The 26809-nt window shown below is 60.3% G+C and carries 22 protein-coding genes; 8 read left to right on the forward strand and 14 right to left on the reverse strand.

What is annotated here, in order from left to right:
* The first annotated feature begins 25 nt into the window (after nucleotides 1–25).
* Together accC and GSF27_RS07915 are read left to right on the forward strand one after the other, a co-directional pair.
* Nucleotides 26–1366: an acetyl-CoA carboxylase biotin carboxylase subunit gene (gene accC / locus GSF27_RS07910; RefSeq protein WP_160967664.1), complete on the forward strand. Its 1341-nt coding sequence runs from the start codon at nucleotides 26–28 to the stop codon at nucleotides 1364–1366.
* A 212-nt stretch (nucleotides 1367–1578) separates the two neighbouring features.
* On the forward strand, nucleotides 1579–2142 hold the full coding sequence (locus GSF27_RS07915; RefSeq protein ID WP_160967666.1) for a heme-binding beta-barrel domain-containing protein: 564 nt from the start codon (nucleotides 1579–1581) through the stop codon (nucleotides 2140–2142).
* Between the two features lie 444 nt (nucleotides 2143–2586).
* Here GSF27_RS07915 and GSF27_RS07920 read toward each other — a convergent pair whose 3' ends face one another.
* Both GSF27_RS07920 and pdsR read right to left on the reverse strand, forming a co-directional pair.
* A complete protein-coding gene (locus GSF27_RS07920; protein ID WP_160967668.1) occupies nucleotides 2587–4692 on the reverse strand; it encodes an ATP-binding protein in 2106 nt (701 codons plus the stop codon).
* Nucleotides 4689–5381: a proteobacterial dedicated sortase system response regulator gene (gene pdsR / locus GSF27_RS07925; protein WP_160967670.1), complete on the reverse strand. Its 693-nt coding sequence runs from the start codon at nucleotides 5379–5381 to the stop codon at nucleotides 4689–4691. The genes GSF27_RS07920 and pdsR overlap by 4 nt, the downstream gene beginning before the upstream one ends.
* Before the next feature lie 166 nt (nucleotides 5382–5547).
* Between pdsR and GSF27_RS07930 the strand changes: the two genes are divergently transcribed.
* The 3 genes from GSF27_RS07930 to GSF27_RS07940 all read left to right on the forward strand — a co-directional run bounded on the left by GSF27_RS07930 (nucleotide 5548) and on the right by GSF27_RS07940 (nucleotide 10465).
* A complete protein-coding gene (locus GSF27_RS07930; RefSeq protein ID WP_160967672.1) occupies nucleotides 5548–7761 on the forward strand; it encodes a marine proteobacterial sortase target protein in 2214 nt (737 codons plus the stop codon).
* Nucleotides 7742–8347: a class GN sortase gene (locus GSF27_RS07935; RefSeq protein ID WP_160967674.1), complete on the forward strand. Its 606-nt coding sequence runs from the start codon at nucleotides 7742–7744 to the stop codon at nucleotides 8345–8347. The genes GSF27_RS07930 and GSF27_RS07935 overlap by 20 nt, the downstream gene beginning before the upstream one ends.
* Before the next feature lie 213 nt (nucleotides 8348–8560).
* Nucleotides 8561–10465 (forward strand): acyl-CoA synthetase, encoded by a 1905-nt coding sequence (locus GSF27_RS07940; RefSeq protein WP_160967676.1) that lies wholly within the window; start codon nucleotides 8561–8563, stop codon nucleotides 10463–10465.
* A gap of 128 nt (nucleotides 10466–10593) precedes the next feature.
* Here the strand turns inward: GSF27_RS07940 and GSF27_RS07945 are convergent, their stop codons facing one another.
* A complete protein-coding gene (locus GSF27_RS07945; RefSeq protein ID WP_160967678.1) occupies nucleotides 10594–11238 on the reverse strand; it encodes an MBL fold metallo-hydrolase in 645 nt (214 codons plus the stop codon).
* 98 nt (nucleotides 11239–11336) lie between these two features.
* The gene (locus tag GSF27_RS17730) at nucleotides 11337–11513 is read right to left on the reverse strand and encodes a hypothetical protein (RefSeq protein WP_202410354.1); all 177 of its coding nucleotides are present in this window, start codon (nucleotides 11511–11513) and stop codon (nucleotides 11337–11339) included.
* Nucleotides 11514–11730: 217 nt separating this feature from the next.
* Between GSF27_RS17730 and GSF27_RS07950 the strand changes: the two genes are divergently transcribed.
* The gene (locus GSF27_RS07950; RefSeq protein WP_160967680.1) at nucleotides 11731–12093 is read left to right on the forward strand and encodes a hypothetical protein; all 363 of its coding nucleotides are present in this window, start codon (nucleotides 11731–11733) and stop codon (nucleotides 12091–12093) included.
* Between the two features lie 56 nt (nucleotides 12094–12149).
* Here the strand turns inward: GSF27_RS07950 and GSF27_RS07955 are convergent, their stop codons facing one another.
* The 7 genes from GSF27_RS07955 to cydP form a co-directional block, all read right to left on the reverse strand.
* Entirely contained in the window at nucleotides 12150–12998 is an 849-nt protein-coding gene (locus GSF27_RS07955) for a DMT family transporter (protein ID WP_160967682.1), read from the reverse strand.
* A gap of 100 nt (nucleotides 12999–13098) precedes the next feature.
* Complete coding sequence (locus GSF27_RS07960; RefSeq protein WP_160967684.1) at nucleotides 13099–13623, reverse strand: DUF3365 domain-containing protein; 525 nt, start codon at nucleotides 13621–13623, stop codon at nucleotides 13099–13101.
* Between the two features lie 43 nt (nucleotides 13624–13666).
* Nucleotides 13667–13978, reverse strand: a complete 312-nt coding sequence (locus tag GSF27_RS07965) for a hypothetical protein (RefSeq protein ID WP_160967686.1) — start codon at nucleotides 13976–13978, stop codon at nucleotides 13667–13669.
* The gene (gene cydX / locus GSF27_RS07970) at nucleotides 13975–14094 is read right to left on the reverse strand and encodes a cytochrome bd-I oxidase subunit CydX (RefSeq protein WP_160967688.1); all 120 of its coding nucleotides are present in this window, start codon (nucleotides 14092–14094) and stop codon (nucleotides 13975–13977) included. Before cydX ends, GSF27_RS07965 begins: the two co-directional genes overlap by 4 nt.
* Before the next feature lie 17 nt (nucleotides 14095–14111).
* Nucleotides 14112–15251 carry a cytochrome d ubiquinol oxidase subunit II gene (gene cydB / locus GSF27_RS07975; protein WP_160967690.1) on the reverse strand — a complete coding sequence of 380 codons (1140 nt, stop codon included), beginning with the start codon at nucleotides 15249–15251 and terminating at the stop codon, nucleotides 14112–14114.
* A gap of 12 nt (nucleotides 15252–15263) precedes the next feature.
* Nucleotides 15264–16856, reverse strand: coding sequence for a cytochrome ubiquinol oxidase subunit I (locus GSF27_RS07980; protein WP_160967693.1), 1593 nt, complete (start codon nucleotides 16854–16856; stop codon nucleotides 15264–15266).
* The gene (gene cydP / locus GSF27_RS07985) at nucleotides 16853–17299 is read right to left on the reverse strand and encodes a cytochrome oxidase putative small subunit CydP (protein ID WP_160967695.1); all 447 of its coding nucleotides are present in this window, start codon (nucleotides 17297–17299) and stop codon (nucleotides 16853–16855) included. Before cydP ends, GSF27_RS07980 begins: the two co-directional genes overlap by 4 nt.
* Here cydP and GSF27_RS07990 point away from each other — a divergent pair.
* Nucleotides 17298–18605 (forward strand): sigma-54-dependent Fis family transcriptional regulator, encoded by a 1308-nt coding sequence (locus GSF27_RS07990; RefSeq protein WP_160967697.1) that lies wholly within the window; start codon nucleotides 17298–17300, stop codon nucleotides 18603–18605. The genes cydP and GSF27_RS07990 overlap by 2 nt on opposite strands.
* 54 nt (nucleotides 18606–18659) lie before the next feature.
* On the opposite strand, the gene GSF27_RS07995 is transcribed toward GSF27_RS07990, so the two are convergent.
* The 3 genes from GSF27_RS07995 to GSF27_RS08005 all read right to left on the reverse strand — a co-directional run bounded on the left by GSF27_RS07995 (nucleotide 18660) and on the right by GSF27_RS08005 (nucleotide 24884).
* Nucleotides 18660–20846 carry a TonB-dependent receptor gene (locus tag GSF27_RS07995; protein ID WP_160967699.1) on the reverse strand — a complete coding sequence of 729 codons (2187 nt, stop codon included), beginning with the start codon at nucleotides 20844–20846 and terminating at the stop codon, nucleotides 18660–18662.
* 309 nt (nucleotides 20847–21155) lie between these two features.
* Nucleotides 21156–22574: an aldehyde dehydrogenase family protein gene (locus GSF27_RS08000; RefSeq protein WP_160967701.1), complete on the reverse strand. Its 1419-nt coding sequence runs from the start codon at nucleotides 22572–22574 to the stop codon at nucleotides 21156–21158.
* A gap of 210 nt (nucleotides 22575–22784) precedes the next feature.
* On the reverse strand, nucleotides 22785–24884 hold the full coding sequence (locus GSF27_RS08005; protein ID WP_160967703.1) for an EAL domain-containing protein: 2100 nt from the start codon (nucleotides 24882–24884) through the stop codon (nucleotides 22785–22787).
* A 260-nt stretch (nucleotides 24885–25144) separates the two neighbouring features.
* On the opposite strand from GSF27_RS08005, the gene ettA reads away from it, so the two are divergent.
* On the forward strand, nucleotides 25145–26809 hold the full coding sequence (gene ettA, locus GSF27_RS08010) for an energy-dependent translational throttle protein EttA (RefSeq protein WP_160967706.1): 1665 nt from the start codon (nucleotides 25145–25147) through the stop codon (nucleotides 26807–26809).

Here is a 26809-nt window from a genome sequence, read left to right on the forward strand (position 1 = left end):
ATCCGCAGAGCCAGAGGAGCCGGGCATGTTTAAGAAAATTCTTATCGCCAACCGCGGCGAGATCGCCCTGCGGGTACTGCGCGCCTGCAAGGAGATGGGCATCAAAACCGTGGCCGTTCACTCACAGATCGACCGCGACCTGAAACACGTACGCCTCGCCGATGAGTCCGTCTGCATCGGTCCCAACCCGTCACCGGAAAGCTACCTGAATATCCCCCGCATCATCGCCGCCATGGAGATTACCGACGCCCAGGCGGTACACCCGGGCTACGGCTTTCTCGCGGAAAACGCCGACTTTGCCGAACAGGTACAGAAGAGTGGCTTTACCTTTATCGGTCCCGATCCCGATGTGATCCGCCTGATGGGTGACAAGGTCTCGGCCATCGCCGCCATGAAAAAGGCCGGCGTACCCACGGTGCCCGGATCCAACGGCCCACTGCCGGACGACCCGGAGATCTGCATGCGCCACGGTCGCAATATCGGCTACCCGGTGATCATCAAGGCCGCCGCCGGTGGTGGTGGTCGCGGCATGCGGGTGGTGAACACCGAATCGGCACTGATGAACTCCATCCGCATCACCAAGTCGGAGGCCAAGGCCGGCTTTGGCGACGACACGGTGTACATGGAGAAATTCCTGCAGAACCCGCGGCACGTGGAAATCCAGGTGCTGTCCGATGGTCAGGGCCACGCCGTGCACTTTGGCGATCGCGACTGTTCCCTGCAGCGCCGTCACCAGAAAGTTCTGGAAGAGGCCCCTGCCCCCGGTATAGATCCAGTGGCGCGGCAAGAGGTGCTCGACGCCTGTGTCAAAGCCTGTATCGATATCGGCTATCGCGGTGCCGGTACCTTCGAGTTTCTCTATGAAGACGGGCGCTTCTATTTCATTGAGATGAACACCCGCATCCAGGTGGAACACCCGGTGACTGAAATGATCTCCGGCCGCGACCTGATCAAGGAGCAGATCCGTGTCTGTGCCGGTGAACGCCTCTCCATCAAGCAGGAAGATATCGTCTTTCGCGGTCACGCCTTCGAGTGTCGTATCAACGCTGAAGACCCGAAAACCTTTATGCCCTGCCCCGGCACCGTCCACCACTTCCACCAGCCCGGCGGACTCGGTGTACGGGTGGATTCGCACCTGTACGATGGCTATACCGTGCCCGCCAACTACGACTCCATGATCGCCAAGGTCATCACCCACGCCGACTCACGCGAGGAAGCACTGGCACGCATGCGCCACGCCCTCGACGAGCTGGTGATTGACGGCATCCGCACCAACATTCCCCTGCAACAGGATCTGGTACGGGATGCCGGCTTTGCCAAAGGCGGCGTCAACATCCACTATCTTGAGAAGAAGCTGGGTCTTTAATTCACAACCGCCTGCAGGTGCACCTTGCGGTGCACCTGTCACCCTCCCCCCACTGACCCATATCAACCACGACAGCCGCAACGGTGGCAATTCAACCGGAGCGATGCTAATTTTTCCCTGTTGGCCTGCAAGCGCTGACAACCGAATTCTTATTTGCACGGTGGCGCACCAGAGCTGCGGCCGCCGGCAACCACATCAGGGAGTTACACAACATGACAGATCCAGTTGATCCGGTTGACTACGGCCCATTGACGGCACTGATTGGCGTATGGGAAGGCGACAGCGGCATGGATATCGCCCCCGAACCCGATGGCACGGAAGAGAACCCCTACTACGAGACCATCACTTTTGAAGCCGGTGGTGACCTGCAGAATGCCGAGCGACAGACCCTCGCCATTGTGCCTTACACCCAGATCGTCAAACGCAAATCCAACGACGAAGTCTTCCACCACCAGTTTGGTTACTGGCTCTACGATGCCGCCGACGGCACCATCATGCAGACCATTACCATCCCCCGCGGCGTCTGCCTGCTGGCTGGCGGCAAGGCCACCGTCACTGGCGACACAACCGTTTTTGAAGTAAAAGCCACGGCCGGAGAAACCACCTGGGGCATCCTGCAATCGCCCTTCATGGAGAACAACGCCAAAACCACCGGCTTCACCCACCGCATTGAGGTGAAGGGTGACGAAATGAGTTATGCGGAATCCACCATGCTCGATATCTACGGCAAGACCTTCGACCACGGTGACAGCAACAAGCTGAAACGGGTTAAGTAAGTAATTCGCTGCAATCCGAATCACAAAACCGGCGCCTGATGGCGCCGGTTTTGTTTGAGGACGCGTTGCTACGGGGGACAGGACGCTATCGCTACAGGATTCAGGACGCTTCGCTACAGGACGCTGGCGCTACAGGGGGATCTATTCTTTTGCAGGAGGCGCACTCCTGTGCGCGATCATTTAAATCTCACCAGGTACCGGGGTGGGTAAATATATTGGAGCACGCAAAAAGATCGCCCGGAGGACCGGGCTCCTACGCCAGCGCAGAGCACCTGTAGGAGCCCGGTCCTCCGGGCGATCTTTTACGGTATCGACACAAAGCGACGCGGTTCAATCACCTGTAACCTGTAGCGAAGCGTCCTGAATCCTGTAGCGAAGCGTCCTGTAGCGAAGCGTCCTGAATCCTGTAGCGAAGCGTCCTGTAGCCAAGCGTCCTGAAACCTGTCACCCAGGCTCACTGACTCCCCTGGCAAATTGGATATTAAATTCCACGCCCGAGCGATTATCGCGGTTACGGGCCTCAACCGCGGCGCCGTGAAACTCCGCAATCAGGCGCACGATGTGCAATCCCAGTCCGAGATGCAGCCGCCCATCCTTGTCACTGCTTTCCCTTACTGAGACCAGTGATTCAAACAGCTGCCCCTGCATGGTATCCGGCAGCAGCGGGCCATCGTTGCTCACCTGCAACAGCACACCACCACTGTCACCTTGCAGGCTCAGCTGAATGACCCGGCCCGGCGGGCAGTAGTCGATCGCGTTATCCACCAGCTTGTCGAGCATCTGTACCAGCAACTCCGGTGCCGCCTCAATCTGCACCTCCTCCAGTGAGGGATCGATCAGCAACTGCAGTGTCTGGCCCTGTAATAACGCGTCATAGACTCCCGCCATGTTGCGCAGCAAGGGTGCCAGCGGCAGCGTTTCCGTCTCCGCCTGACGAATCGCCTCCTCCACCCGGCTGGCAGAACTCATGGCGGTGAGGATCGCCGAGAGCCGCTCGCTGCCTTCCAGTGCACGGCGCGCGTAGACCTCACCCTGTTCACTCTGGGGCTCGTGACCCAGGTTATCCAGCGAGGTGCGAATCACCGCCAGCGGTGTACGCAACTCGTGGGAAAGCTTGCTCGCCAGGGTGCGCAGGTATTCGTTGTACTGCTGCAGGCGCAGCAACATCTGATGGTAGTGACGGGAGAGCTCACCAATCTCGTCGCCACGGCGGGAGGGAGAAAAATCACCGCGGATTTTTCCGCCCTCATCCACCGAATGAGTCACCTGCCGGCTGAGCCGGCCAATACGCCAGGAGAGCAGTGAGGCATAAAACAGCAACGCCACGGCCGCCACCAGTGTGGCACCCAGCGCGTACACCAGCAGGCTCAGGGCGGCACTGTCGGTCACCGCCAGCAGGCGATCACTGCCCTGCGCCACACTGACGGCGCCAACGATATTGCCATCCTGATCACGCACCGCCTCCGCCACTCGTCCCAGCCGTCGCTGTCCCTGCAGGTACCATTGCGCACCCTCACCCTGCTGCAGAGCCCCCACGGTTTCTGCAGAACGCAGGAACCCCGGCTGCCCATCCTCCGGCAGAGGCAGCAGGGCCGAACTGTGCAGCAAGGTGTTGTAGAGATAACGTTTCCAGGCCGGCATTGCCGCCACATCCGCCGGCGCAGAAAGCGCGCCCGCCACTGCCACCTGCGCCTGGTTCGGTGCCAGCAACTGCAGCTGCAAGCCATCACGGGCGAAGACCGCAATGGCCCGCTGCAGTGTGTTGCTTGGCGTCAACCACCAGGGCGGTCTGTCGCCGGGAGCAATATTGCCCAGCCACTCGGACGCTGCCGGCCTTGGCGCCAGGCCATTGGGTTGGCGGCGGCTGTCGTGATGGGTATCGCGGTTAATCCAGGCCAGTCCCAGCCGTTCACCCGGCAAACTGCGGGGCAGACGCACCTCCAGCTGAAAACCGTCGGAGCGCTCCTGCCACTGGGCGCGGATACGGGGCTCGCTGCGCACCCGGCCGCGGCTGTCACGATAGACCGCGGTTAACGAACCGGGGGCACTGGCGCGCAGGACATAGTCGCGCTGGCGCCCATCGGGCAGCTCACTGCGCAGCAGCAGGTAGTCGCCACTGGCCAGCTCATCCAGCGCCGGGTTGTGATAGACAATGTGCTGATCATCCGCACGGGCGAACAACCACAGGTCGCTGCCGCGGGTACCCAGCCACAAAGTAAGACTGGCGCTCGACTGCAGCGAATCGTAGCGGCGGAACGGCTGTTGCCAGTAGCGCCACTCATCGTCATAGCCGTCCAGCAGTGGATCGATTCGCAGCGGCGAGGCGTAGAGCGCACCACCCGCATCCGCCTGCCACTGCGGCTGCCGTAACTCGTCCAGCAGCGCCGGCTCACTGGCAATGCGACTGGCGACCGCCTTGGCGGTAGCCGCCTGGGATTGCTGCTGGCCGAAACGCAGCGCGGCGTCCATCTCCACGATGTACTGGTAACCGGCCCAGGGCAGCGCCAGGGTGAGCAGGCTCACCAGCAGCAATTGGGTTTTCAGTTTCATCGCCAGCGGTAACCCATGCCGTAGACGGTTTCGATCGCGTCGAAACTGCTGTCCATGCGGGCAAACTTTTTGCGGATGCGTTTGATGTGTGAAGTGATGGTGTTGTCATCGAGCACGACGTTCGCCGCATCCATCAGTTGCTGGCGGTTTTTGACGTGGCCGGGGTGTCGCGCCAGGGCGTGCACCATCCACAGCTCGGTCACCGTCAGGTCGATACGCTGGCTATTCCATAGTGCACACATGCGATCCATATTGAGCGTCAGCGGACCCCGCTGCAGCTCCTCTTCCGGCTGTGCCCCGCCCCGCTGGCGCAGGGTATCGACCCGGCGCAGCAGCGCCACGATGCGCGCCAGCATGTGGGGCTGGCTGATATCCTTGCTGAGGTAATCATCGGCTCCCAGGCGCAAGCCGGAGACCACATCGAAGTCGCTGTCGCGCGCGGTAAGGAAAATGATCGGCAGCTCCGGCGCCAGCGAACGCAATTCACGGCAGAGTTCGAAGCCGCCCTCCACATCATCCCCCAGACCGACATCGATGATGGCCAGGTCCGGCAGGCTGTGACGGAACACCTCCATGGCCGCAAAGCGGGTCTGATACAGCGTCACCGCGTAGCCCTGGCGGGTCAACGCGTCGCGGTAGTTTTCGGCAATGGCAATTTCGTCTTCCACGATGGCGATCTGACGGGCCATAAATCTCGGATCCTTCTAACGATTGTGGCGCCATTGTAACCAAATCCGGCGGACCTGCAGCCCGCTGCCACAATTGATCACAATTGACCCGACCATGGCCATGATTGTTCCGCTCCTGCGCCCGATTGCCCCGCTCTAATACCTCCATCGACAAGGAGGAACGTTCATGAGCTTTCACAACCCACGCATACCCAGGCGCCGCCTGCTGACCCCGGGGCCTTATCCGCGTAAAGCGCTGTGGCACCGACCCAACCGCTGGCGTCGCCGACTTTGGCAGGTTACCGGCCTGTCGCTGTTGCTGGCCGTCGCGCTTATCTGGCTGGCGGAACGGGCCCGCGCCAGTGAAAACGAGGGCGGCAGTGGCGAGCTGCTACTGCAGCAGGCCGACGGCCAGCGACTGCCGGCATTGCTGCTCAACAGCGACGCGGAGATCACCGTCAACGGCATGGTCATCCATACCCGATTCCGGCAGAGCTTCAGCAACCCTTCCCGCGACGCCTGGGTGGAAGGTATCTACCGCTTTCCACTGCCGGACACCGCCGCCATTGGCCGCATGACCATGCAGGTGGGTGAGCGCCTTATCGAAGGCGAGATCCGTGAAAAGCAGGCCGCCCGGCAGGAGTACCAGCAGGCCAAAGCCAGCGGCAAAACCGCCAGCCTGACCGAACAGCAGCGCCCCAACCTGTTCACCCAGAAAGTCGCCAACATCGGCCCCGGGGAAACCGTCACGGTAACTCTGGAGTACACCGACACGGTGCACTACGACCAGGGGCTGTTCAGCACCCGCCTGCCCACCACCATCACGCCGCGTTATATCCCCGGGCTTGCCTCCGGCGCCCTGCAATCCATTGGCCCTGATGACGAAACACAGCCATCGGCAACTCACAGCAGCCTGCAGATGGATGGCAGCTGGGGTTGGGCCATGCCCACCAGTGCGGTGCCCGACGCCCACGAGATCACGCCCCCGCAAACCCTGAAGGCGGCGGGGTCACACGAGATCCGCATCGCTATCGAGCTCAATGCCGGTTTACCACTGCAATCCATCACCAGCCCTTACCACGACCTGGTGATCGAGAAGCATGGTCCCCAACACAGCATCACCACCCGTTCAGAGAGCATCCCCATGGACCGGGATTTTGTGTTGCAGTGGCGACCGGTGGCGGGTCGCGCGCCGCAGGCTGCCACCTTTACCGAGTCCCGTTTGGAGGCTGACAACCAAATGGCCAACTACGCCCTGCTGATGCTGTTACCACCGGCTGCCAAACAGAGCAGCCGCCTGACACGGGAGACAGTATTTATTATCGATACCTCCGGCTCCATGGGTGGCACCTCCATTGAGCAGGCCCGCGCCAGCCTGTTGCTGGCCCTGGATCGCCTGCTGCCACAGGATCGTTTTAACGTGATTGAGTTTAACTCCCACTATCGCCAGCTGTTCAGCAACAGCCAACTGGCGAATCCGGAACTGCTGCAAAAGGCGAAACACTTTGTGAGTTCACTGGAGGCCGGCGGCGGCACCGAGATGCTGCCGGCACTGCAGTCGGCGCTGCGCCACCACGACACCGGCGAACAGCTGCGACAGGTGATCTTTATCACCGACGGCAGTGTCGGCAACGAGGAGCAGCTGTTCGAACTCATTGACCGGCAGCTGGGCAACACCCGCCTGTTCACCGTCGGCATAGGCTCTGCCCCCAACAGCCACTTTATGCGCAAGGCCGCCCACTTTGGCCGCGGCAGCTTCACCCACATTGGTGACAGCAGTGAAGTCGGCGCAAAAATGGGTGAGCTGTTCAGCAAGCTGGAGAGCCCGGTGCTGCGTAACCTGAGCATCCACTGGCCCGCCGGAGTGGAAGCGCAAACCCTGCCGGGACGACTGCCGGACCTCTACCTGGGCGAGCCGTTGCTGATCAAAACCCGCCTGCCCGGATCACTGCCGGCAAACGGGATGGACGTGCAGCTGCAAGGGGAACTGGGGCACAGCCGCTGGCAACAGACCATCAGGCTTAAGCCGGGCGCCGACAACCAGGGCAAGGGCATCGCCCGCCTCTGGGCACGGCAACGTATCAGCGACCTGCTGGACGACAAGGCGCGCGGGGCCGACGCCGGTGAGACCCGCGAGCAGGTGCTGGAACTGGCCCTGCAACATCAACTGCTGTCGCCCTACACCAGTTTTATTGCGGTGGACAAAACCCCGCGCCGGCCTGTGACTGACGCATTGAAAGGCAAAGCCGTTGGCAATCTGGTACCCCAGGGACAACAGGCCTTGGCACTGCCAAAAACCGCCACCAACGCCAGCCTTAACCTGCTGCTGGGCCTGCTCACCTTTGCACTGCTGCTGTCCCTGCACCTGTGTGGAGGCCGTCATGGCCGCCGCCACGACTAGCAGCTGGCAAAGGTTGCGCCCCTGGTTCAGCGCCACCCTGCTGCTGCTGACCCTGTGGCACTGGGGTCAGGCCGGCTGGATTCACGCCAAGGCCTGGCTGGCACAGCAACTGATTGCCGGCGCCTGGGCCGATACCCTGCAACAACCGGAAGAGGTTCAGAAGCCCTGGCCCTGGGCCGACACCTGGCCGGTAGCACGGTTGCAATTGGGGCACGAAGATCTCTACGTGTTGCACGGGGCGCAGGGTAATGCCCTGGCCTTCGGGCCCGGCTATGCCACTGCCTCGCAGCCTCCCGGACAGGGCACCACCCTGATCGGCGGCCACCGCGACACCCACTTCCGGGTGCTGCAGCAGCTGCAACCCGGCGACCAACTGCGCCTGCAAACCAGCAGCGGCGATTGGCTCCACTATCAGGTTGACCATGGTGCGGTTATCGATAGCCGTCAGGGATTAATCGTGGATCCCGCCCGGCAGCAGCTGCTGCTTGTCACCTGCTACCCGTTTGACGGTGTGCAATCCGGCCCTTTGCGCTACGTGCTCTATGCCAGCCCGCAACCACTCCCGGGAGAACGCTTGCAGCTGTAAACCGGAGCGCGAATGACCCGGCAGGTGAAGGCAACGGCGGGCAAACTGCAGCATGGCGAATTTGGACACCTGTTTGGCCAATTAGGCAGCCCCCTGCCAACCGCCGCGCTTGCGGGGGCGGGTGAGAGTTTTAAGATGAAACAGTAGCTTTGCCCCCATACCGTTGCCCCCAAATCTCTGCTCTCACGCCCGTGCGCTCAAGGAGGAACCGAGATGAGCCAATATCGCCCCGCCGATTACCGCAACACAGGGCCGGAGTCTCTGCCAGCCGTAGAGTCCATCCCCCTGTCCGAGCGGGGCCTGCCACCCAGCACCTACCAACTGTTCTGCGACCTTGCAGAACGTTACGAGGACCGGGTAGCGCTACGCTTCCTGATGCAGGGGACGCCGGACGAAACACCCACCGACTACAGCTACCGCGAGCTCTGCCAGCGTATCACCCAGACCGCCAATGCCCTGCACCACCTGGGTGTGGGCGCCACCGATACCATCGGCATCCTGCTGCCCAACCTGCCGCAAACCGAATTTGCCCTCTGGGGTGGCGAAGCCGCCGGCATCATCAACCCCATCAATCCGCTGCTGGAAGTGGAGCACATTGCCGCTATCCTCAACGACACCGCCTGCCCGGTACTGATCACCCTGGCGCCTTTCCCCGGCACCGAACTGTGGCAGAAGGCGCTGGAGCTGAAGACGCAGGTGCCCTCTCTGCACACCATTATCACCGTCGACCCGGCCGCTTTCCTGCCCGCCGGCATGCGCGATGCCATAGACCAACAGCGGGGCAGCTATCTCGGCGACGGGGTGCTCGACTTCGACACCTTCATCAGCCAATACAACGACGCAGGGCTGGACAGCGGCCGCCAAATTACCCAAACCGACATCGCCTCCTATTTCCACACCGGCGGCACCACCGGCACCCCCAAGCTGGCCCCCCATAATCACCTTAACGAACTCGCCTGCGCCTTTCAGATCAGCACCGCCTGTAACATGGAAGAGGGTTACGTGATTCTCATCGGCCTGCCGCTGTTTCACGTTAACGCCGTCTTTACCGGCCTGTCGGCGTGGATGTGCGGCGGCGAGGTGCTGCTGGCAACGCCGCAGGGTTACCGCAGCCCGGAAGTAATGAAAAACTTCTGGCCACTGGTGGAGAAATACCAGGTCACCCTGTTCAGCGCCGTGCCCACCATTCTCTCCGGCCTGCTGAATTTCCCCACCGCTGGCTTTGACCTCTCCTCACTGAAGTTCGCCGTCTGCGGTGCCGCCCCCCTGGCCACCGAGCTGGCGCGGCAGTTTGAGAAGCAGACCGGGCTGGTGCTGGTGGAAGGCTACGGGCAGACCGAAGGCACCTGCGTCAGCACACTCAACCCGCGCTTTGGCGATCGCTTTATTGGCTCTGTCGGGGCGCCGGTACCCTATTTGAAAATCCGCATTGTAGAGGTGGATGAAAAAACCGGAGCACTGCTGCGCGACTGCGATACCAACGAAGCCGGCATCATTGCCATCAGCGGCCCCAACGTTTTTAACGGCTACAAACACCCGGAACAGAACGAGGGCCAGTGGATCGAACCCGGATGGTTCAATACCGGCGACCTGGGACGACTCGATGAGCGCGGCTATTTATGGCTCACCGGTCGCAGCAAGGACCTGATTATTCGCGGCGGCCACAATATTGACCCGCAGATGATTGAGGAGGCGCTGTTCCAGCATGACGCCGTGGCGGCAGCCGCCGCTGTCGGCAAACCCGATCCCCGTGTCGGCGAACTGCCAGCCGCCTACGTACAGCTGAAGCCCGGCGCCGACGTCAGCGAAACAGAACTGCTGGCGTTCTGCGAAGAGCACATCCCCGAGCGCGCCGCCGTTCCCAAACGCATACTGTTTATCGACGCCATGCCGCTGACGGCGGTGGGCAAGATTTTCAAACCGGATTTGCGCAATCACATCACCGAGCTCACCGTGAGCGAAGTGCTGGCAGAGCTGGGTGTGAAAAGTTATGGGCTCAACGTGCGTATCGACAAGCAGCACGGCCAGGCGGTCACTGTGACCCTGACCGACAGCAGCCAGGCGCATGCGGTAAAAGAGGCGCTGGGGCAGTACGCGTTTAAATCGGAAGTGGCCTAGCGATCTTCGATACTGCTCGCTGTGGATTCCCGCCTCCGCGGGAATGACCTTACTCTGGAATGACCTTACCTTGTAATGACCCTACCATGAAGAGGCTCTGTGCCGAGCCTCTTTAGCCCGTCGCACTGTCAGCCAATCACGCTGTCAGACACAAACGGGTTGGTCTTGCGCTCATGGCCAAAGGTAGAGACGGGGCCGTGGCCGGGGATGAACTGCACATCGTCACCCAGCGGCCAGAGACGCTCGCGGATGGAGTTGATCAGGGTGTCGAAGTCACCGCGGGGAAAGTCGGTGCGGCCAATAGAGCCCTGAAACAGCACATCACCCACCATGGCCACCTTGCTGGCGGGATGGAAGAAGATCACATGGCCAGGAGTGTGGCCGGGGCAGTGACGTACTTCGAGGGTTTCGTTGCCCACAGTGACACTGTCTCCGTCATGCAGCCAGCGATCCGGGACAAAAGCCTCCGACGGCGGAAAACCCATCTGTTTGGTCTGGGCCGGCAGCTGCTCAATCCAGAAGGCATCCTCCTCCTGTGGCCCTTCAATGGGCAGGCCCTTGGCTTTGGCCAGCGCATCCACACCGCCCACATGGTCCAGGTGACCGTGGGTACAGAGAATTTTCTCCAGCGTCAGCCCCTGCTTCTCAATAGCCTGCTCGATGCGACTCAGGTCTCCGCCCGGATCCACCACCGCCGCCTTTTTGGTCTCTTCACACCAGAGCAGGGTACAGTTTTGCTGGTAGGGGGTTACGGGGATCACCTGAAACTTCATCTGTTTGCCTCATGAATTGAATGCTGGTGGGCCAATGGCTCACCGCCGGGGCCGTTCTGCGAGCGGTATAGCATACCACACCGCCACCCCTGCCGGACTCAGCCGAACCAGTAGATCAGCAGCTGCAACACCGCCAGTAACATCAGCAGTGGCAGCACCCAGCGCGACATACGCGCGGTAGCCTGCGCATCGGGGCGCGGGCCGAAACGCTCGATCAGCGGCACCAATATCACCAATGCCAGCAATAGCAGCCCTAAAATCTTCAACAGGGTCATAGTGTTAGCTCCAATTTTGAATTAAGCGCCAACCAATCGTACCCCTTAACGTGCGCCAGCACACAGTTCTCCGGGTTGCCCATGCAGTGCACTGCCGCGCTGGGTACACTCGGTGCAATGTCCTGATTGGCCCAGTCTTTCGACCTAAATACTCGCCAGTCCTGACTGAATAATTAATCCGACGTCACGTCCATAATAACCATGAGGGAATCCCGACATGAAACCATTGATGACTACCGCTGCTATTGCTTTCGCCGCCATGCTGCTGACCGCCTGTAACCAGGAAGCCGCCACTGACACCGCTGCAGAAGCCGAGGCGCCTGTTGCAGAAATGGCTCAGGAAGCTGCTGACACTACCGCCGCTGCGGTGGAAGGCGCCCAGGAAATGGCTGAAGAAGCTGCTGAAGAAGTAAAAGACAGCGTTGCTGAAGCCGGCGAAGCCGTTGAAGAAGCTGCTGCCGACGCTGGTGAAGCCGCTGAAGAAGCTGCCGATGCAACTGCTGAAGCTGCTGAAGACGCCGCTGACGCCATGCAAGCCGCTGCTGACGACGCCAAGGCTGCTGTTGAAGGCACCAACTAAGTTGTGGACGCGCGCGATGCCGGTCGGTGTCGCGCGCCTCTGATCAGACAGAACAATCAATGGGCACGTCGCGCCAGCGCCGCCGCCAGCAAAATACAGCCCGCCCCCAGCCAGTGCACCGCACTGAGCCGCTCATCGAACACCACCACCCCCAGCAACACCGCACTCAACACTTCGCCATAGGCCAGCACCGACGCCACCGACGGTTTGACCCGGGCCAGTCCATAGTAGAGCAGTCCGTAGCCCAGCAACCCGATCAGCACTCCGTAGCCCACCCCGCCGACCACCTGCGGCACACTGAAGCCAGGCAGGTACCAGAGTATAAACGGCAGAAACACCACCCCGCCCAGCAGACAGTCGCGCAACACCACCTCCATGGGAGACCGGGATTGCAGCGCCTGCCGGTAGATAAACATGTTGCCGGCGAACAGCAGCGCCGAGACGAACATACTCAGCAAGCCGAGGGTTTCACGACTATCCCAGCGCCACTCGGTACCATGCTGCAACAGCCCCAACCCGGCCACCGCCAACCCCAACAGCGCCAGCGTCCGCAGGCTGGGCCTTTCCTGCCCGGCGACGATACTCATCAGGGTGAAGAGCAGTGGCCAGCTGAACAGCACCACCACCGCCTTGCTCAGCGGCGCCCAGGACAGGCCTGCCACCCACAGCAGTATCCGCACCACCGTAATGGCAGAGGCCAGCAACAACAGGGGCGAGTGATGGGTAAACACCCGCCGACGCAAGGACGGGGCAAACAGCAGCAACAGCACGCCGGGAACAAACAGGCGAAAGCCGGCGGCCACGGTGACCGGCATCTCCAGCAGCTTCACGAAGACACCGGCCAGGCCGAAAATACAGGCAGCGCTGAACACCGCCAGCTCGGCGGGTGGGGCAACGAATTTCATGTGACGGCTATCAGGCGAAAGGGGGCGCTATTCTACCCCCGCCATCGCCCGCGCGCAGCGCTCTTGCTGCACCCGGCTTGCGACTCAATGGAGCGAACTGTTACTGAGGCTGATAGCGAACCCAGAAAAGGCCGCGAAAATCCCCCGCCTGATACCCCGTTGCCTGATCTTCGGGGTAGCGCAGACTGAGTTGCCGCTGCACCTCCGGCTGCAGCTCGGTACCGTGGCAATTGAGACACAGCGGCCCCACTTTGATCGGGGACACATAGAGCTTGCTGCCATCCTCAAGCAGCGTCGCCCGGGCGGGCAGCTCACTGTTGGCGGCATACTCCCGCAACAGTGCCATCAATTCCGGCGAGGGTTTGTTGGCGGGGTTACGCAGCCGCTCGCTGGTGCGACCCACACTCCAGCCGCTTTCCGTCAGGCCTGCGGCAATAGCCGGTGCCTGCAGCTGACAGGTGTCAATCGCCGCCACCGGGCCACCTGCCGCCATACTGCCCTGCAATGCCGCTTTTAACTGCGCACCCAGCAGCTGTACACGTACCGCCGCCTGCGGTTCAAAATTGTCTCCCGCCGACGCCGTCAGTGCACACATCGTCAATGCCGCCAGCATCCATCTGTTCATACACACCCCTCTCATTATCCCCGGCAGCACGCCCGAGCAACTCTCAGGCCCACCAGTGCAAGCTTAAGGTAGCCAGCACCACCAAAACACTGATCCCCATCAACAACCACCACAACCAGGGCGCGGAGTACTGGAATAAACCTGCACCCACCAACAATGCCAGGCACAACCCGACCATCAGCAGTGACAGCAGCCCATGGGACAGTAACCGTCCTTCCGGCATCAGTAACGACGGCAGCCACATGACAGCCCCTACCAGCAGCGCTGCTATCACCAGTAGCAACCATTGGCTGTAGCGTCGCAGTGGTGGCACCGTAGCAGGGCGATCAATCACAGTTGCCGCCCTGTCAGTCATGACTCCTGCTCATCACTGGTGTGATCCATATCCCCGCTGTGCTCCAGCCACAGCACATTGACGATAGCGAAACTGCAAGCCAGCAGCACGCCCAGTATCCAGGTGAAATACCACATGGGTTTGTCTCCTTAATTCAGTAGAGGCCGTGGGGGTTGCCGTGAATAGTCTCTTCATCGAGACGGCCTGCCATCTTGATGTAGCTCCAGAGGGTATAGCCCAGCACAATGGGCACGAACACCATGGCCACCCAGAACATGATGTTCAGGGTCAGGCGGCTCGAAACGGCATCAAACAGCGTCAGGCTGTGGTTGGGATCGAAATTGGATGGCATCACAAACGGGAACATGGCTACCCCGGCAGTGCCGATGATTGCTCCCTGCATCACACTGCTGGCAAAAAACGCCAGGCCACACCAGCGACGGGCCGCCGACAACACCACCAACATACCACTCAACAACCCCGCTATCGGCAACAACCACAGCAAGGGCAAGGTGTTGAAATTGGCTTGCCAGCCGCCATTATCCTGCAGCACGGTTTTCATCACCGGCGTCACCACACCACCGACCTCAGGTGTTGTCACTACGCGATAGCCCTGCATCCCCATGTTCAGGAACAAGCCTGCTACACCAAACATGACCACCACCAACAACGCACTGATCAGCGCCGCCTGACTGCTACGCTGCAGGATGTCATTGCGCGTCTTGAGCATTAACCAGGAGGCCCCCTGGGTGACAAACATAGCCACACTCAACAGGCCGCACAGCAACGCAAACGGATTGAGCAACTGCCAGAAGGAGCCGTGATAGTGCGAACGCATCACGTCATCAAAACTGAAAGGCACCCCCTGCAACAGATTGCCGAAGGCAACACCGAAAATCAGCGCCGGTACGAAACTGCCAATGGTGAGCCCCCAGTCCCAGCGGCTGCGCCAGGTGGGGTTATCGATCTTGGAGCGGTAATCAAAACCCACCGGGCGTAGGAACATGGCCATCAGGGTAATCATCAGCGCGGCGTACAGACCGCTAAACGCCGTGGCGTACACCAGCGGCCAGGCGGCAAAGATGGCACCTCCGGCGGTGATAAACCACACCTGGTTACCATCCCAGTGCGGGGCGATGGTGTTGATCAGCACCCGCCTCTGCACGTCATCCTTGCCCACGATTTTCAGGAGCATGGCGACACCCATGTCAAAGCCGTCGGTGATGGCAAACCCCACCAACAGAACACCAATCAACAGCCACCAGATCAATTTAAGGCTCTCATAATCCAGCATCTTCGCTTCTCCTTATACCTGTTGTGGCTGTTGTTTTTGCTGCGGGACGGCGTCATCGCCGGTTTCAAAGTGATAGCGGCCAACGCCCAACGACGACGGACCGAGGCGGGCAAAGCGAAACATCAGGTAGAGTTCCACCACCAGCAGCGCGGTATAAAAGAGAATGATTGCGGTCAGGCTGCTGGTCACCTGACCGGCACTGATGGCTGACGCGGACAGATGGGTGGGCAGCACTTCGGCAATCGACCAGGGCTGGCGACCATACTCCGCCACAAACCAACCAGCTTCGGCAGCCAGCCACGGCATGGGAATGGAGAACAAGGCCATGCGTAAAACCCAGCGGCTGGCATCGCTGCGATGGCGGGTAGACTGGATAAACGCCGCTGTGAACACAAACAGCATGGCGAAGCCCAGGCCGACCATCATGCGAAACACCCAGAACAGTGGTGCCACCCCGGGAATGGAGTCATCCACCGCCGCGTCAATCTGCTCCTCTGTAGCATCCACCACTGCGTCGGTGTAGCGTTTTAACAACAAACCGTAGCCGAGATCATCCTTCACCGCTTCAAAGTCGGCGATGGTGGCATCGGAGATATCTCCAGCGCGCAGCTTCTGTAACAGCGAATAGGCCTCCATACCATTGAGGATACGCTCGCGATGCATCGCCTTCAGATCCTTGATGCCCATCACCTCCTCATCAATGGAGCGAGTTGCTATCAGCCCCAGCAGCCAGGGAATGCGCACCGCGTAGTGGGTCTTTTCCTGCTCATCGTCGGGAAAACCGATAAGGGTAAAGGCTGCTGGCGCCGGGTGCGTTTCCCACTCAGCCTCAATCGCGGCCAGCTTCACTTTCTGTACGTCGCCCACCTCGTAACCACTCTCGTCCCCGAGCACAATCACGGACAGAATGGAGGCCAGCCCGAAGCTGGAAGCAATGGCAAAACTGCGTTTGGCAAAGGCAATGTCACGCCCCTTCAACAGGTAGTACGACGAGATACCCAATACAAACATGGCACCGGTAACGTAACCCGAGGCCACCGTGTGCACGAACTTCACCTGCGCCACCGGGTTAAAGATCACCTCGGCAAAGCTGACCATCTCCATGCGCATGGTGGTGTAATTGAATTCGGCGCCGATCGGGTTCTGCATCCAGCCGTTGGCAATCAGGATCCACAGTGCGCTGAGGTTGGAGCCCAGCGCCACCAGCCAGGTGACCGTCAGGTGCTGCACCTTGCTGAGCCGCTCCCAGCCAAAGAAAAACAGGCCAATAAGGGTGGATTCCAGAAAAAACGCCATCAACCCTTCAATCGCCAACGGCGCGCCAAAGATGTCGCCCACATAGTGGGAGTAGTAGCTCCAGTTGGTACCAAACTGAAACTCCATGGTGATACCGGTCGTCACACCAAGGGCAAAGTTGATGCCGAACAGCTTGCCCCAGAATTTCACCATATCGCGGTAGATAACTTTGTCCGTCAGCACGTAGGCCGACTCCATGATCGCGAGGATAAAGCTCATCCCCAGCGTTAATGGCACAAACAGAAAGTGGTACATCGCCGTCAGCGCAAATTGCAGGCGCGACAGCTCCACCGCTGCGGTATCGATCATGGTGTTTCCTCTTCGGTTTCGATCCGGGGATCAGGCTGGGTGGAGACCCGGTCAACATCAGCCTCCAACGGAGCGAGCCAGGAAGCCTCTATCGCTGTAACCGGCTCATCAAAAAACAGTTGGTACAGCGCCACTACCGCCAGCAACTTAACGAGCAGTATCAGCGCGATCTCCCTGCGCAGAGTCAGGGCAAAGGGTTTTTGCAAAAACATAACAGGCTCCATCCAATACTTCGGAGTCCGAGGGCTGCTGCCAAGCGTTGTTTGAGGATCCGTAATACCCGCCCCTGTACCGGGGATAGCAACGGTAGTGCCAACTCCAGAGAAAGCACCCGGGGCCATGCAACCGGGGCCTCTGGCGCCATTTTTCGCCGCGGTAAACTTGCCGCAACCCACCCAAGCTGCCATATTTGACAAACAATGTCCGCCAAAATTGTCAGCCATGCACATTTCCGGAAGCTCCAACGACTTCATCCAGGCCATTAATGAGGACTGCAGCGACACCCCCACCGCGCTGATTTCGCCCGACTATAAACTGCTGGCCTGCAACAGCGCCTTTCGCAGCCACTCCCAACAACCGGTTAATACGGGGGAGAGCAGCTGCCATCAGGTGTCGCACGGCTTCAGCAGCCCCTGCCATGAGAACGGCGAGGCGTGTCCACTGCAGCGTACCCGGGAGAGCGGACTGGCACAGCGCGTGCTCCATATCCACCAAACCCGCCACGGACCGGAGTACTGCGACATTATGATGGAGCCGGTGTATGACAATTCCGGCACTCTTCTGGGTTATCGGGAGACCCAGCAACCAGTGCGACACGCCAGCCATCAGGCGCAGGACAAGATCCTCTGCGGCACATCAGCGGCATTCCAGCAGATGCTGTCACTCATTAACCGGGTGGCCCCCACCGATGTCAGCGTGTTGCTGCAGGGGGAATCCGGTACCGGCAAGGAGCTGGTGGCCGAGGCCATCCACCGGGCCAGCCTGCGCAGCGAAAAGCCCTTTGTGGTACTGGAGTGTACCGGCCTCAATGAGAGCCTGTTCGAGAGCGAGCTGTTTGGCTACAGCAAGGGCGCCTTTACCGGCGCCAACCGGGACAAGCCGGGGCTGGTAGACGCCGCCAATGGCGGCACACTGTTCCTGGATGAGGTGGGAGACATCCCCCTGCAACTGCAGGTGAAACTGTTACGCCTGCTGGAGACCGGCACCTACCGGCCAGTGGGTAGCGTCGAAGTGCGGCGAGCCAACTTCCGCCTGATCAGCGCCTCCCACAAAAACCTGCCGGCACTGGTAACCGCCGAGGAGTTTCGCCAGGATCTCTACTTCCGTCTCGCCGCCTTCCCCATTCAGCTGCCGGCGCTGCGCCAGCGAAACGGTGACCTGCCCCTGCTCTGCTCCCTGTTCCTCGGCCAGCAAGTGCCCGCCAAGCAGCTCACGCCTGCAGCCATGGCCGCCCTGGAACGCTACGACTTTCCCGGCAATGTGCGCGAGCTGCGCAACATACTGCAACGCGCTGCCCTGATGTCAGATGATCGCTGGATTGATCTTGCGCATTTGCCACCGCTGGACAACTCAACCCACCCGGAAAAGATGCCCTCAGCGACGCAGCACATCCTCTCCCTGAAAGAGGCCGAACGACAGTATCTGCGCCAGGTGAACCGGGAGTTTGCAGGCAGCACCGGCGAACTGGCCCGGCGATTGGGCGTTTCTGAAAGAACCCTCTATCGCAAGCTGGCGGAGCTGGGGGATTAACAAAAAACTCCCGGACGAGGCCGGGAGTTTTTCAACACGACACAAACATCAACTTCAGAAGTTGACGGCCAGGGAGACACCCACAGTGCGTGGAGCACCCCAGGTGACCAGCGGGCCGTAGAACTGCGGCAATACCTGTGAGTAGTACTCTTCGTCGGTCAGGTTATCGCCATAGAGGGCCACACTGTAAGTTTCCGAGGGATCGGTCCACTCTGCTCGCATGCTAAGCAACTGATAGCTGTCCTGCTCGAACAACTCGGAGGAGTCAAAGTAAAAGCTGGAGGTGTGGTAGAGGTTACCGGACAACACCAGCAGGCCATCCTGTACCGGCGCTTCGTAACTTACACCCAGTGTGGCGGTCAACTCGGGGGCACGCTGCATCTCCTTGCCGGAAGCATCGCCATAGCTGGGCAGGAACACACCCAAAAAGGAGCCGCAACTCACCGCATCAAGGCACTGATCCCAGGTTTGGGACTCCTCAAACTCGTCGTATTCGGCATCCAGATAAGCGACACCCAGGTTGACGTGCAACTGCTCGGTAAAGGCATAGCGCACCTGGGTCTCGACACCAAACACACTGGAGCTGGCGGCATTGCGGATAATACTGTCGGTCTGCGCGTAGCTGGCCACCTGCAGGCCTTCGTAATCGTAGGAGAAGACCGCCGCATCAAACACCAGGTTGCCGCCACTGTACTTGTAGCCCACTTCCCAGGCCTTGATCTCCTCCGGATCCACATACACCGAATTGATATCGCCGTTATTGAGTGCACTGGTGCCGCCGGCCACGTTGATAATCCCGGCCTTGAAGCCCTCGGTATAAGAGACATAGACACTGGAGTTGTCATCGATCTCATAACGCAGGGCAACCCGCGGGGTCACGCTGTCATCATCGGCATCATCGAGGACGTACTTCTCGCCCGTATTGTCATAGATAAAGTAGGCATCCTTGACCTCATCAACGCTGTAGCGTGCACCAATGGTGAGAAACAGGTTGTCCAGCAAGGCGTAAGTAGCATCACCGAAGATCGCCATGGAGCTGGACTTCACTCCGGAACCGCCAGTAGGTACAAACGGCGAGCCTCCCACGGAAGCTTCGTTATGCGGGTACTCGGTTTCATCCGTGAAATAGAACAGGCCCGTGGTCCACTGCAGTCGCCCGTCACCATTGGAGGCCAGCAAAAACTCCTGCGAGAACACCTTGTCGGTGGTTTCAAAATTGTAGTGATAGATTGGCAGTGCCGAGCCGTCAAAGTCGTAGTAGTGAGTACCGGACTCATCGCGGTACTGGGTGTAGGAGGTAAAGTCAGCAAAGCTGAGTTCCGAGCGAACGGTCAGCTGGATCACATCGGCATCGGACTCATACTGCGACTTATAACCGTAGGAAACCTCGTGGGGCTTGGTGGCCACGTTAGAACCATAGACTGCCGCCGTCGACACAGGCATGCCATTCTCTTCGTATAATCCGGTCGCCACCGGCGATGGATCATCGGTATCGGAATGGGAGTAGCGCAACAGTACCGAGGTGGAGTCAGTGACATTCCACTTGGCACCCAGGCGAATCGCCCAGTTTTCATATTCACCATCGGAATCCGATCCGGTCGTAATATTGTCAATGTAACCATCGCCGGTACGTACCAACGCAGAGACATCGAACGCCAGATCTTCAGTGGGGCCGCCGGTGGCGTAAACCTGGTAACGCTGGGCGTTATAGCTGCCATAGGACGCCTCGAAACGTCCTTGCGCTTCGCTTTGCGGGTCCTTGCTGGTGACCAGGATCGCACCACCAGTGGTGTTGCGACCAAATAGCGTCCCTTGCGGGCCTTTCAGCACCTGCACGCTCTCAACGTTCAGCAGCTCCGAGTCGGCCATCAACATGCTGGGGGAGTAGAAACCGTCGGTGTAGACCGCCACGTTGGAGCTGGCACCCGCCACCACCACTGACGTACCCACACCACGAATGGTGGGCTGGGCGTTCGCACCCAGATCGTCATAGCGCAGTCCGGGGGTCAACTTCATGATGTCGCCCAACTGCTGCACATCGCCCTTGCCGAGCTGGTCGGCACTCAGCGCCGTGATACTGATAGGCACATCCACTGCGCTTTCACTGCGTCGCTGCGCCGTTACAGTGACCTCTTCCAGCGCGTAACCGCCGGACTGGGTTTGCTGGGCAAAGGTAACAGGGGAAACGGCAATTGCCAGTGCGGTCAACGAGCCAAGGCCAAAGCCTTTGGTGCTTCTCATGGGTACTCCTCCATTAATTATTTTTTTATGGGTCGGATACAGAGTGATTATTTTTAAAGTTCTGGTTTTAACTTCTGGTTTTGAGCTCTGGAGATTTTTTGATGCAGTGCCACCCGGCCAGTGACCGGAGTTTTTATTATTATCCGCCCCATGCTAAGGCAAAGTCCGCACCGACGGCAACCCGCCACAACCAAACGTTACGGCAACTCGTTGTTGCAGTTTTGGGCCAGGGCCTCGCGGGCATAAAAAAACCCGCACTGTTTCCAGTGCGGGTTTTCGCAGCGCTGCGCGCCCGGTGACGAAGGTCGATTAGTTGACCTTGTTGATCACCTTGGCAAACAGCACGTCATCAGCAGGAATCACTTTTGGTGTTGGCAGTGGCTTGGATACCCAGGTCACGTTCACCAGATGCTTCCAGTAGATGTTTTCGTTGGTGGAGTTACCACCCCAGGTACCACAACCCAGAGAGAAGGTCTGACGCATGCCGTTCCACAGGTTACCGGAGTTGGAAGGTGCCTGCGGCTGGTTCACCATGACGCGGGAGGTCTTGGTGCCCATGGCCAGCTTCATGATGTTCTCATCGCTGTTGGAGTAGATACCACAGGAGTGGCCCATACCCTGGTAAGCCTGGATGTTGTTGGTCAGCTCAACCGCTTCATCGATGTTCTTCACTTTGTAGAACGCCATGATCACGGACAGCTTCTCACCGGAGTAAGGGTGCTCAGGGCCGTAACCGGTCTCGGGCATGATGATGAAGGTGCGGTCGGACGGGATTTCGACACCGGCCATTTCACACAGCACAGGCGCAGGCTTAACCACAGCCTTGGCGTTCAGGTGGCCATCTTCCCACAGTACAGCGGCAATTTTTTCGTAGTCGCCGGCCTGGGCCAGGTAACCGCCTTGCTCGATCAGCTTCTTCAGCAGCTCGTCGTACACAGACTCAACCGCGATCACGGTGTTGTCGGAAGAGCAGCTGGCGGCCAGGTCGAGGGTCTTGGAGATGCGGATTTTCTCGGCCGCTTCGTCCAGGTTGGCAGTTTCGTCAACGGTGATACAGGCGTTACCTGCACCCACACCCAGAGCCGGGGTACCGGAAGAGTAGGCAGACTTAACCATGCCGGGACCGCCGGTAGCCAGAATCAGGTCACACTGTTGCATCAGCTCGTTGGTCAGCTCCAGGGAAGGCAGCTCGATGGCCTGCACCAGGTCAGCAGGGGCACCCAGCTGCTCCAGCGCAGAGCGCATGTTGTCCACGATCATCTTGTTGGTGATCTTGGCGCGCGGGTGTGGCGCGATGATGATGGCGTTGCGACCTTTAACGGCGTTGATGGCCTTGATCACAGGAGTCGCTTCGGGGTTGGTGGACGGCGACAGGGCACCGATCACGCCCACAGGCTTGGCGATCTTGATCAGGTTACGCTCTTTGTCTTCCTCGATAACACCGATGGACTTGTCGTTGATGATGTCCATCAGGGCAGCGCGGGTTTTGACAGAGATCTTCAGGAACTTGCCGTTGTAATCACCCAGCTGGCTCTCATCCACAGTGTGCTGAGCAATCTTCTCGGCAACGCCTGGACGGCAGTTAACCCACACCATGGCAGTGATCAGTTCGTCGATCTGCTCCTGGGAGTAGTTTTCAATTTGTTTCTGAGCGGCACGGGCGCGCTCCATCATGGCCGCGATTTGACGGGCCTCTTCGGTATCGGCAATCTGCTTCTCTAGTGCCATTGGAACCTCTATCTCTGTCGTTTGACGTACAAGGGGGGACGGGCCAGAGGCTCCTTACGCTGAGAAACCGTGACATCGCCCGGGTGGCTGAAAATAAACCAAACGCGCATCTTAAAGGCGTTTACCGGGAACGTCCAATCCATTTTCCTGCACAAAAGGGGAGTACGGAATGTGGCCAAAGCGGCCTACACTCGGGCCTGCGGGGCGGTTTCAGGCGAACGCCACCTGTGCCGCCGGTACCGGCCGGCTCAGCAGATACCCCTGGATGCCATCACAGCCAACCGCCTGTACCGCCTCCAGCTGCGCCGGGGTCTCCACCCCCAGCGCCACCACCTGGGTACCCATCTCCCGGGCCAGCGCCACCACACCGCGCAGCAACCGCCGCCCCTGCTCATCGGGTAGCCCTTTAATCAGCCTTGGCGACAGCTTCAGCGCCGCCAGTGGCAACTGACGCAGCGCCTCCAGGGCCAGCCCGCTGTCGCCGAAGCCCTCTACAGACAAGCCCACGCCCAGCGCCAGCAGCTGCTCCAGCACCTCGATATCCACTGCGCCGCGCCGCTGCAGGTGCGCGGCCCGCAGCTCCAGCAGCAACGCCCCGGCCGGCATGCCGTAGCGCTCCAGCGCCGCCTGCAGGGTCTGTACTATGTCATCGTCCCGGAGCTGCTCCACCGACAGGTTTACGGTGACAACAGGCACCCGGCAGCCCTGCTGCTGCCACTGCTGCCACTGCCTGCCCACCTCTTCCAGCACCCAGGCGCCCAGCATTTTGATATGACCGGCGCGCTCGGCGTGGGCGATAAACTCCTCCGGCAGCACACTGCCCATCAGCGGGTGCTGCCAGCGCAGCAATGCCTCCTGCCCCACCACTGCATCGGTGCGGGGGCAGACAATGGGCTGGAAACAGAGTTCGAACTGGTCCCGGCTGAGCGCCTCCGGCACCCCTTGCGCCAGCTGTACCCCGGCGTAAACCCGGGCACTGATAGCCTGGCTGTAGAACTGTACGCCGTCGCCGCCGGAGGCTTTCACCCGCTGCATGGCCACCTCGGCGCGCTGCAGCAACTGCTCCGCATCGGACCCGTCCAGCGGACAACAGGCCACCCCGATGCTGGTCTGCAATGCCAGCTCCATGGTCTCGGTACGATAAGGTCTGCCAATAACCGAGCGTACCTTGGCTACCACCGCCGCCGCATCGGAGAGGCAGACATTACCGCCCCGTAAATCCTCCAGCAGCACCACAAAGGCATCGCCACCCAGCCGCGCCACACTGTCACCACTGCGCAGGCTGCAGCGGATCCGCTCGCCCACCTGGCGCAGCACGCTGTCGCCCACCTCGCATCCGAGGGCTTCGTTGATCGACTGGAAATCGTCCACATTGATGTAAAGCACCGCTATCTGTGCCGCTCCGCGCCGCGCCCGGGCAATGGCCCGCTCCAGCCGGTCGAGACAAAGACTGCGGTTCGGCAGGCGCGTCAGCGCATCCAGGAACGCCCTCGGCCCCACACCGCTCTGGCAGCGCCCGTCCTCTTCGGCATCGGAAAAACAGCCCACATTGAACAGCACCCGGCCACTCTCATCCCGCAACTGGTTGATGTGCACCGCCGCGGCAAAGACACTGCCGTCGCGACGGCGCAACAGGGCCTGCCCCTCCCACACACCGGATGCCTGCAGCTCGGAGGCCACCAGGGAGGTAAATTCCGCCGAGGCAAAGTCAGCCCCCAGCAGCTCGGGCTTCTGCCCGGTCAGGAACTCGCTGTCATAACCCGTCAGGCGCGAGAAGGCGCGGTTGACCTGCACCAGGCGGCCCTGGTTGTTGGTGATATAGATAGCGGTAAGGCTGTTCTCGAAGATGCGGGTCGCCAGCGCGGTGGAGGCAAAGGTATCGCGGCGGCTGGTAAGGTCACGACAGACGCATACCGCGCCGCGGGACTCCCCCCGCCGCCCCTGCACCGTGGTGCAGCGCACCTGCAGGGTCACCCGGAAGCCGTCGCGGTGGTTGAGCACCAGGGTTTCCGGAACCTGCTCCTCCCCCAGCAGGTCACTGATCCCCTGCAGGCGCTCCTGTACAAAATCCTGCAACATGCGGAAACGGGCATCGGCGGAGAAGGCCAGGGCACGGTTGTAGAGGCGGCGGAAGTCCTCGGGGCTGTAACCAAGAATGGCCTCTACCGAAGGGCTGACATAGTAGAGCCCGCCGCTGCTGTCGACACCGAGCACGAGGTCACTGAGCTGATCGGCAACGCGCTGCAGCAGCTTGCCTACCCCGGCATTCCACGGCACGCCGGACAACGCACTACCCTCGGATGAACTCATTGGCACATTCCTGAATTGAGGCTCGGACACTCAGACCCTCCACGGCTATTCTTATAATAGTGAAGCCCACAAATCGCAGGGCATCCTTTGAGTATAGGCCGCCAAAGACAAACGCAGGCGCCACTGTGCAAAACAGCGGAGCAGCGCACAGATTGCCACCCGCCCCCTCTTTGTGCGGCGTGTGCATTGACTCCCTGCGGCCTTTTTCCCAAACTTGCGGCCAATTCCAAACCCAGCCAACGCATGAGGTTTCTGCCCCTATGGCACAGTACGTCTATTCAATGAACCGGGTGGGCAAAGTTGTTCCCCCAAAACGCGAAATTCTGAAAGACATCTCCCTGTCTTTCTTCCCTGGCGCCAAGATTGGTGTTCTGGGCCTCAACGGCGCCGGTAAATCCACCCTGCTGCGCATCATGGCCGGCATTGATACCGACATCAGCGGTGAAGCCCGTCCCATGCCCGGCATCAAGGTGGGCTACCTGCCCCAGGAACCGCAGCTGGACCCGGAAAAGGATGTGCGTGGCAACGTGGAAGACGGCGTGCGCGAAGCGGTAGACGCACTGGCCGAGCTGGATCAGGTCTACGCCGCCTACGCTGAGCCCGATGCCGACTTCGACGCCCTGGCCAAGAAACAGGGACAACTGGAAGACATCATCCAGGCCTGGGACGCCCACAACCTGGAGCACACCCTGGAAGTAGCCGCTGACGCCCTGCGCCTGCCCCCCTGGGATGCCGACGTCACCAAACTCTCCGGTGGTGAACGCCGTCGCGTGGCTCTCTGCCGCCTGCTGCTGTCTCGTCCCGACATGCTGCTGCTGGACGAACCCACCAACCACCTGGATGCCGAATCCGTCTATTGGCTGGAGCGCTTCCTGGTGGATTTCCCCGGCACCGTGGTAGCCATTACCCACGACCGCTACTTCCTCGACAACGCCGCCGGCTGGATCCTGGAACTGGACCGCGGCCGCGGCATCCCCTACGAGGGCAACTACTCCAGCTGGCTGGAGCAGAAAGAGGCCCGCCTGGCCCAGGAGCAGCGCACCGAAGCTTCACACCAGAAAGCCATGAAGGCGGAACTGGAGTGGGTTCGCCAGAACCCCAAAGGCCGTCACGCCAAGAACAAGGCGCGCCTGGCGCGCTTTGAAGAGATGCAGTCCCAGGAATTCCAGCAGCGCAACGAGACCAACGAGATCTATATCCCGCCGGGTGAGCGCCTGGGCGACAAGGTGATCAGCTTCCACAACGTGTTCAAAAACTTCGACGGCCGTGAGCTCTACAACGGTCTCAGCTTCACCATCCCCAAGGGCGCCATCGTCGGGATTGTGGGCGCCAACGGTGCCGGTAAGTCCACCCTCTTCCGCCTCATCGCCGGCACCGAAACCCCGGACTCCGGCGAGATCGAGATCGGTGACACCGTGCAGATCGCCTACGTGGAGCAGAGCCGTGAAAACCTCGACGATAAAAAGACCGTCTGGGAAGAGATCTCCGAGGGTCAGGACATCCTCAAGATCGGCAACTACGAAGTCAGCTCCCGCTCCTATGTAGGCCGCTTTAACTTCAAGGGATCCGACCAGCAGAAGCGCGTCGGCGAACTCTCCGGTGGTGAGCGCGGCCGCCTGCACCTGGCCCACACCCTCAAGCAGGGCGCCAACGTGCTGCTGCTGGACGAACCGTCCAACGACCTGGACGTGGAAACCCTGCGCGCCCTGGAGGAAGCCCTCAACAACTTCCCTGGTTGTGCGCTGGTGATCTCCCACGACCGCTGGTTCCTCGACCGCGTTGCCACCCACATCCTCGCCTACGAGGATGACGGCCATATCGAATTCTTCGACGGCAACTACACCGAGTACCACGAGGACCTGGTGAAGCGTAAGGGTGCCGACGCCCAGCCCAAGCGTACTCAGTACAAGAAGATCAAGACCTGA

The organism is Pseudomaricurvus sp. HS19 (assembly GCF_009857815.1).
Taxonomy (GTDB): Bacteria; Pseudomonadota; Gammaproteobacteria; order Pseudomonadales; family Cellvibrionaceae; genus Pseudomaricurvus.